This is a genomic window from Pseudomonas sp. 05T35 (genome assembly GCF_056396605.1).
This window is the reverse complement of record NZ_JBFTLU010000258.1, coordinates 1-6,150: the sequence shown is the minus strand read 5'-3', so window position 1 is coordinate 6,150 and position 6,150 is coordinate 1. Positions and strand designations below refer to the sequence as shown.

At 57.9% G+C, this 6,150-nt stretch carries 7 protein-coding genes and 1 pseudogene; 3 read left to right on the top strand and 5 right to left on the bottom strand.

The genetic code is table 11. From position 1 onward, the window contains the following. From AC1DH9_RS19050 to AC1DH9_RS19030, 5 genes and pseudogenes are all read right to left on the bottom strand, one after another. On the bottom strand, positions 1-306 hold a 306-nt coding region (locus tag AC1DH9_RS19050), incomplete at its 3' end, for a DUF1493 family protein (protein ID WP_477808586.1). A gap of 89 nt (positions 307-395) precedes the next feature. Then, positions 396-518: pseudogene (locus AC1DH9_RS19045) on the bottom strand (transcriptional regulator); the annotation flags it as partial. Positions 519-607: 89 nt separating this feature from the next. Further along, positions 608-904, bottom strand: coding sequence for a hypothetical protein (locus tag AC1DH9_RS19040; RefSeq protein ID WP_427543362.1), 297 nt, complete (start codon positions 902-904; stop codon positions 608-610). 245 nt (positions 905-1,149) lie between these two features. After that, the gene (locus tag AC1DH9_RS19035; RefSeq protein ID WP_427543359.1) at positions 1,150-1,431 is read right to left on the bottom strand and encodes a hypothetical protein; all 282 of its coding nucleotides are present in this window, start codon (positions 1,429-1,431) and stop codon (positions 1,150-1,152) included. Positions 1,432-1,824: 393 nt separating this feature from the next. Then, positions 1,825-2,859: a S8 family peptidase gene (locus tag AC1DH9_RS19030; protein ID WP_427543356.1), complete on the bottom strand. Its 1,035-nt coding sequence runs from the start codon at positions 2,857-2,859 to the stop codon at positions 1,825-1,827. Between the two features lie 542 nt (positions 2,860-3,401). Here AC1DH9_RS19030 and AC1DH9_RS19025 point away from each other — a divergent pair. From AC1DH9_RS19025 to AC1DH9_RS19015, 3 genes are all read left to right on the top strand, one after another. Beyond that, positions 3,402-4,577: a tetratricopeptide repeat protein gene (locus tag AC1DH9_RS19025; RefSeq protein ID WP_427543353.1), complete on the top strand. Its 1,176-nt coding sequence runs from the start codon at positions 3,402-3,404 to the stop codon at positions 4,575-4,577. Between the two features lie 67 nt (positions 4,578-4,644). Beyond that, on the top strand, positions 4,645-5,775 hold the full coding sequence (locus tag AC1DH9_RS19020) for a polysaccharide deacetylase family protein (protein ID WP_477808585.1): 1,131 nt from the start codon (positions 4,645-4,647) through the stop codon (positions 5,773-5,775). Between the two features lie 171 nt (positions 5,776-5,946). Beyond that, positions 5,947-6,150, top strand: a 204-nt coding sequence (locus AC1DH9_RS19015; protein ID WP_477808584.1) for a DEAD/DEAH box helicase, incomplete at its 3' end; no start/stop codon positions are given.

The following is a 6,150-nucleotide window of genomic DNA, read 5'->3' as shown; positions in this document are numbered from 1 at the left end:
TTGGTAGAGCATGCCAATGGTCAGCGGGACTTTGTCGCCACGGCCCTTCGCCCGGCGTTTGAGAAACACGTCAAAGCCTTCGGGCTGAAAGTAGCGATAGGCGTCGTAGTCGACGAAGTCGATGGCGAACTGTTCTTCCAGGGCTTCCATCAGGTGCCGAGCGTCTGAGCCGTCGCAGCCGAGGTCGAAATTGATCGAGGTGTTGAGGCTGATGGTTTTGCGTTCGGGCAAGCCGAGCTCTTCGTGCAGCAACTGCATGAGTAACTGCATGGCGTTGTCGTCGGGGAAGTTGGGGGCGAGGTTCATGGTTAACAGTCCGGTTGAGGCATGCAGGAATGTTATGGGGCGTAGGGTTTGGGTGGAAGGCCCTTGCTACGCAGTTGATCGTTCCCGCGCTTACGAATTTCTTTGACTTGCAACGCGTCAATATGGAATTCGCGGGAAGGCAGGCGTTCACCCCGTACGATCTCGTCCATCTGTTGCGCGCTTTTCATCAGCTCATCAAAAAACATGCTCATGGTTATCTCCAGTGTTTGATGACGGCTTTCAATGCTTTGCATTCGATCGTTCTCACGCAGAGCGTGGGAACGATCTGTTCACTCGGACTTCAGGACGGCGCTTTCCAGTTCAGCATGCGTTGCTGGGCAACCTGGAGTAGATCGCAGCCATCTTGAGTCAGCAGGTACAGGGCGTGGGTGATGTGGGGGATGTCTTTCACGTCGCCGTGTTTGAAGCATTGGCAGTGCAAGGTTTCGAGCAGGTCGCTGGAGGCGCGGATGCGTTGTAGCGCGGCTTCGAGGATGTCTTGCGGGTCGGCCTCTATGTCGATGATCAGGGGCGAGGTGTCAGTGAGGTTGGTTTGAAGTGGGCGGTAGCGATCTACAAACGGATTTAATGTGGTCATTGAGGAGCGCCTCTATTTAAGGGAAGTGTGTGCCTCTCGTCCGGGTGACCAAGCCCGAGCCGCTGATTTGGCAGCGACAGTCACGACTATAGGTATGGTGTGTCGGCTGGCGATAGCCGACAAGGAGCACGAGGTTGTAGGACGGGGACGAAGATTGGTAAGGCTGTGTCTATCGGTCTGTCTGCCGACGTAGGATGTCTGGTTTTTTTGCTCGTTCCCACGCGCGCGGGAACGAGCAGTGTTTTTCACCTCGCCATCCGCTGCCGTGCCACCTCAAGCAACTCACTCCCATCCTGAGTCAGCAGATAAAGCGCATTGACGATATTCGGAATGTCTTTCACATCCGCTTGTTTGAAGCACAGGCAATACAGCGTTTCGAGCAGGTCGCTGGAGGCGCGGATGCGTTGTCGGGCGGCGTCCAGGATGGCGTGGGGGTTGGCCTCGGTATCGATGACCATAACCGGGGTTTCGCTGTAGCTGGTTTTGAGTGGGTGATAGCGGTTGTTAGACGGATCGAGCGGGTTCATTGAACGTGTCCAGTAGGAAGTCGCGACGTCGCTCCTGCAGGCCGACACACGGGGTTTAGCCACGTCGCAAACTATAGAGAGGTTCGGCAAAGCGCAGCAAGACGGCGTGAATGGACAGACTTTGTAGGGGATTTACGAGGCCCTGAGGCTTAGGCCTACGTAGTTTTCGAGGTTTTTTCAGCGATCTGCCGAAACGTCGTGTTTCCTACGCGCCTGTCAGGCGTGGCGAATAGAACAGCAGTAGGTCAGGCGCCAGAATGTGTAGGGCATTTCGTAAGTTGAAACGCAGTCGATTGCGTAGCGAGTGCTGGCGGGTGGAGATAATGCTCGGGGAACTGAATACAGCAGCGATCGTCTCGATGGCTGCTGTGCATCGACACTGCAATGACTGACTTACCTGGCCACGGCGTCTGGTGCGGGACGCGAGGCGGCTTCAAGGTCCAGCAGGCCCCGACCATAAGCCTCACTGTTAGCGTAGATACCGGTTCGGTTTGCGCTATCCAGCAGGCGGTCGCGAAGTTGTTGTGGGCTCATGTGCGGGTAGTGGCTTTGCAGGGCCGCCAGTGCGCCGCTGACGATGGCCACAGCAGGTGAGGTTCCGGCTGTTTGACCGTAACCGCCGGACTTGAGGGTGGTTTGCAGGCCTGCGTCGGGGCCGGAGTCTCCACCGGGTACGGCGATGCACCAGCGCCTGGCCACGCCACAGTAGTTGGATTTGGCGTTAATGGCCGTACCATCCTGTTTCAGGGCGACGACAGCAATCCAACCCTTCTCCAGTTCAGGAATCGCCAAAGGCAGACCCGCTTCAGCGAGGGGTTCGCGTTTTAATTCATTACCTGTCGGAAAGACGAAAACTGCGCCGTCATCGACCAACTGTCGCGCCGCGACAAGGGACTCGGGCATGACCTGGTTGTAACGGGATTCGGTTATCTCGGTGGCCGGGATGGCATTGGCCCAGGAGTTGTTGAAAATGCGTGCACCTTTATCGAACGCATACTTCCATGACTGGGCGATTTCGCTGTCGAAAAAGAATGGTTCATCGTCATCACCAAAGCGCAACGGGATCAGTTGAGCATTGAAGGCAACACCGTGCATGCCTTGATCGTCTTTGTTTGCAGCGAGGATGCCGGCCATCTGTGTTCCATGGCCGAGTCTGTCAAAGGTGCCGGGGCTGTTGGTAACGTAGTCGTACCCTTGATCGCTGATACGTCCCGAGAACTCGGGCAAGTCGGCATTCAGGCCTGAGTCGACCAACGCGACGCTTACGCCCTGACCGCTACCACCGCGGGCGTAGAGTGCTGATGCCTTGATGATCGCCAGTCCTTTTTGGGCGTGGTATTCCGGTGTTTCGAAGGCCTGGGCTGCAGGTTCGACGCCGGGCTTTTCAGGCACCGTAAGGCATCCGGTCAACAGCAGAGGCAGGGTCATCAGGGTTGTACGCGACCAGCGCGAAAAACAGGGTGGGAGATGCGTTTGAGGCATGGTGTGGTCCTTCATGTGTGGCATCCGCGCACATCAGGCTTCCTGCCATGATGAGGTGCTCGCGGACGATAGCGTTTTCAATTGGAAGACGCAGTGTGTGAGCGCAAACCTTACCGATAATACCGTTCTCCCGTGAGCTGATTTGTAGTTCCGGGTGTATCAATCTGTAGCGTTTTACCCACGACCTTGTCTCGACTCGCTGCATTTGCCGGCTAGGCTTTCGGCATGGAAGCAGTCAACGGAGTGACAGGTTATGCACAACACCCTTGATCGCTCCCACGCTCCGCGTGGTAACGCATCCGGTGACGCTCTGCGTCCATCGCAAAGCGCAGGACTACGCACTGCCCGAGTTTTTTCACGGCGATTCCCCTAGAGATCAATTTTCCTACGCAATTGTCAGGCGAAACGCTGCAAATTTCGGTATGGTGCGCGCCAGAATCCGTAGGACGTTTCTAGGCGTCTGTTTAAACACTTAAAGGGAATTAGGTATGCGATTGCTTCGTATGGCTTCGATTTTGTCGCTGTGGGCCGCGTTTGGCTCTGCGCAGGCTGAACAACTGCCGATCGAGGTGTTGAGTGCGGTGGTCAAGGATCAGAAGATCGCCGACGCTGAAGTGCTGTTGCAACGCAACGGCGCACAGAACGTGGTGGGGCGTACCAATGCTCAGGGCCAGGTCAGCCTGACCGCCGATTTTGCCGATGACGCCAGCAACCTGCTGATCATCAAGAAGCCGGGTTATTCCAACCTGGTGGTTAAGTGCCCGTGCAAGGGCATGACCTATGCCATCAGCCCGGTGATGACCAACCTCGATGGCCTGCGTGTGGTGCTGACCTGGGGCGCGACCCCGTCGGACCTCGACTCGCACATGATCTTCCCCGGCAACAACATCTACTTCGGCAGCCAACATGGCGACGATGCCAACCTGGATGTGGACGACACCACCAGCTATGGCCCGGAAACCATCACCCTGGAGAAAAAGCACTACGGCGAGAGCTACGTTTACGCCGTGCATGACTTCAGCAACAGCGGCAATCCGAACTCGCGTGCACTCTCCAACAGCCAGGCCAAAGTGTTCGTGTACATGGGCCAGTCRCTGGTGCGCACTTACTACGTACCGCAAAACCGCAGTGGCAACCTGTGGACCGTGTTCCGCATGACCGGCAGTGGCGATTTCCAGGACATCAACAACTTCACGGGCTCGCAGGTCGATGCCAAGAGCGTGTTGAACGAAGTCTCGCCGTTGCTCGATGACAACGTGGCCGTTACTGCCGTGGCGGTCAGTACTTCGGCGCTGTCGGATGCGAAAAACCTGAACCAGAAAGGCGAAGCGGCCTACCACGCCGGCGACCTGCCGCAGGCGATCGACTTCTATCGTCAGGCTATCGAACTGAACAACGGTTTTGGTCAGGCCTACAGCAACCTGGGTCTGGCGTATCAGAAGGCCGGTAACACGGCCGAGTCGATCTGGGCCAACCGCAAGGCTATCGCGCTGGCCAGCGGCAATTCGGCTGCCACTGTTCGCGCCAGTTCCTACTACAACATCGCCCGTATCTATGAAGCGGCGAATCAGTTCCCCGACGCATTGCGTCATTACCAGTTGGCCAAGCAGCAAAAAGCCAACCCGGTGTATGACAAGGCGATCGAGCGCGTGCAAAACCGCTGATTGGTTTGCGTTGAGTTGACCCCACAACGCGCCGCTATCGGCGCGTTGTGCATTTAAGGAGCTGGGTATGCGGTTACGGGCTTTTACTTTTTTACTGCTCGGTTGCCTGTGGGCAAACACTGCGCACGCGGTAGGTGCGGCGGTGTTCGCGACGATTGATCGTGGCGGCTGGCCAGGTTCGTTGGTCACTGAGGCGGGTTTCGATACGGCCTCGCGCGCCGAGATGCTGATGTTCGGCAAGGTGTTGCTGGCCAGCGAAGCACTGGACGAAAACGCCCTCAAGCAGCGTTTGGGTGTGAAGCAAGTCGAGTTCAAATCCGTGGAGCAGGTGCGCCAGCGTTTCTGGGACCGGTTGTTGAGCAACTACCGCAGTGCCAGCCAGAACTGCGCAGCCGAGCTGTTTTGTCCACAGGTGCGTGGCCTCGACGATTTGCGTCAGCAGGCGGCTAGCTTCACCGGCGAGGTCGGCCCGGCCTATGCCGCATGGGCTTCGGTCAGCCGGGTATTTCACGAGCAGTATTTGAACGAGCAACTGCGCCTGGCCGCGCTGTTCCCAACGATCAGCAGCGAGATCGAGCGCTTCGACAGCGCCGAACTGACCGGCGATGAGTTGGCTGACCGGCAGTTTCTGCTGACGTTTGACGATGGCCCGAGCGGCATCGACAAGCACACAGACGCCGTGGCCAACGTACTGCGGGCGAACGATCTGCACGGCGTGTTCTTTGTGCTTGGCGAGCCCTTTCAGGCGCGTTTGCGTAAATCTTCGCCAGACAAAATGCGCGAATTGTACCGAGGTCAGTGCGTCGCCCTGCATGGCTGGGAGCATAAGTCCCACAGCGCCTGGAGCGAGTGGCAGTCGTCGATCAACCGTTCGGTGACGCTGGTGCGCGGTACGGTTCCGGATGACTATCAGTCGTTGTTTCGCCCGCCGTATGGCCAGCGTCGCAGCGACAGCGCCGGGTTCTTCAAGGCTCAGGGGCTGAAAGTGATGCTCTGGGGCATCGACTCCCAGGACTGGAGCAAGCAGATCAACGCAGATGCCGCGACCCAGCGCGTGCAGACCCTGATGCTGCTGTGGCGCCGCGGGATCATCCTGTTCCATGACATCCACGACAAGGCACCGAAAGCCGTTCCCGCGTTGATTGCGGCGAATCAGMGCAACGGTGTGAAGTGGGTCGACTGTAGGGCCCAGATGTAGGCCCGACTCATTCGTTTACGATCGTTCCACGCCTGGCGCGGAACGATCAGTGCTCTTGCGACACTCCCTCCCTGTATCATTCCGTATCTCTTTTGCGCCCGACCTTTTCTCGACTCGCTGCTTTGGCCGGCTAGGCTTTCGGCATGGCAGCAGTCAACGGAGTGACAGCTTATGCACAACACCCTCGAACAGGTCTTTGGTTATCCACAGTTTCGGCCCGGCCAGGAGGCGGCGGTCAGTGCGGTGTTGGCCGGGCGCTCGGCGGCGGCGATTTTTCCGACCGGTTCCGGCAAATCCTTGTGCTATCAGTTGCCGGCCGTGTTACTGCCGCACCTGACGCTGGTGGTGTCGCCATTGCTGGCGCTGATGCAGGAC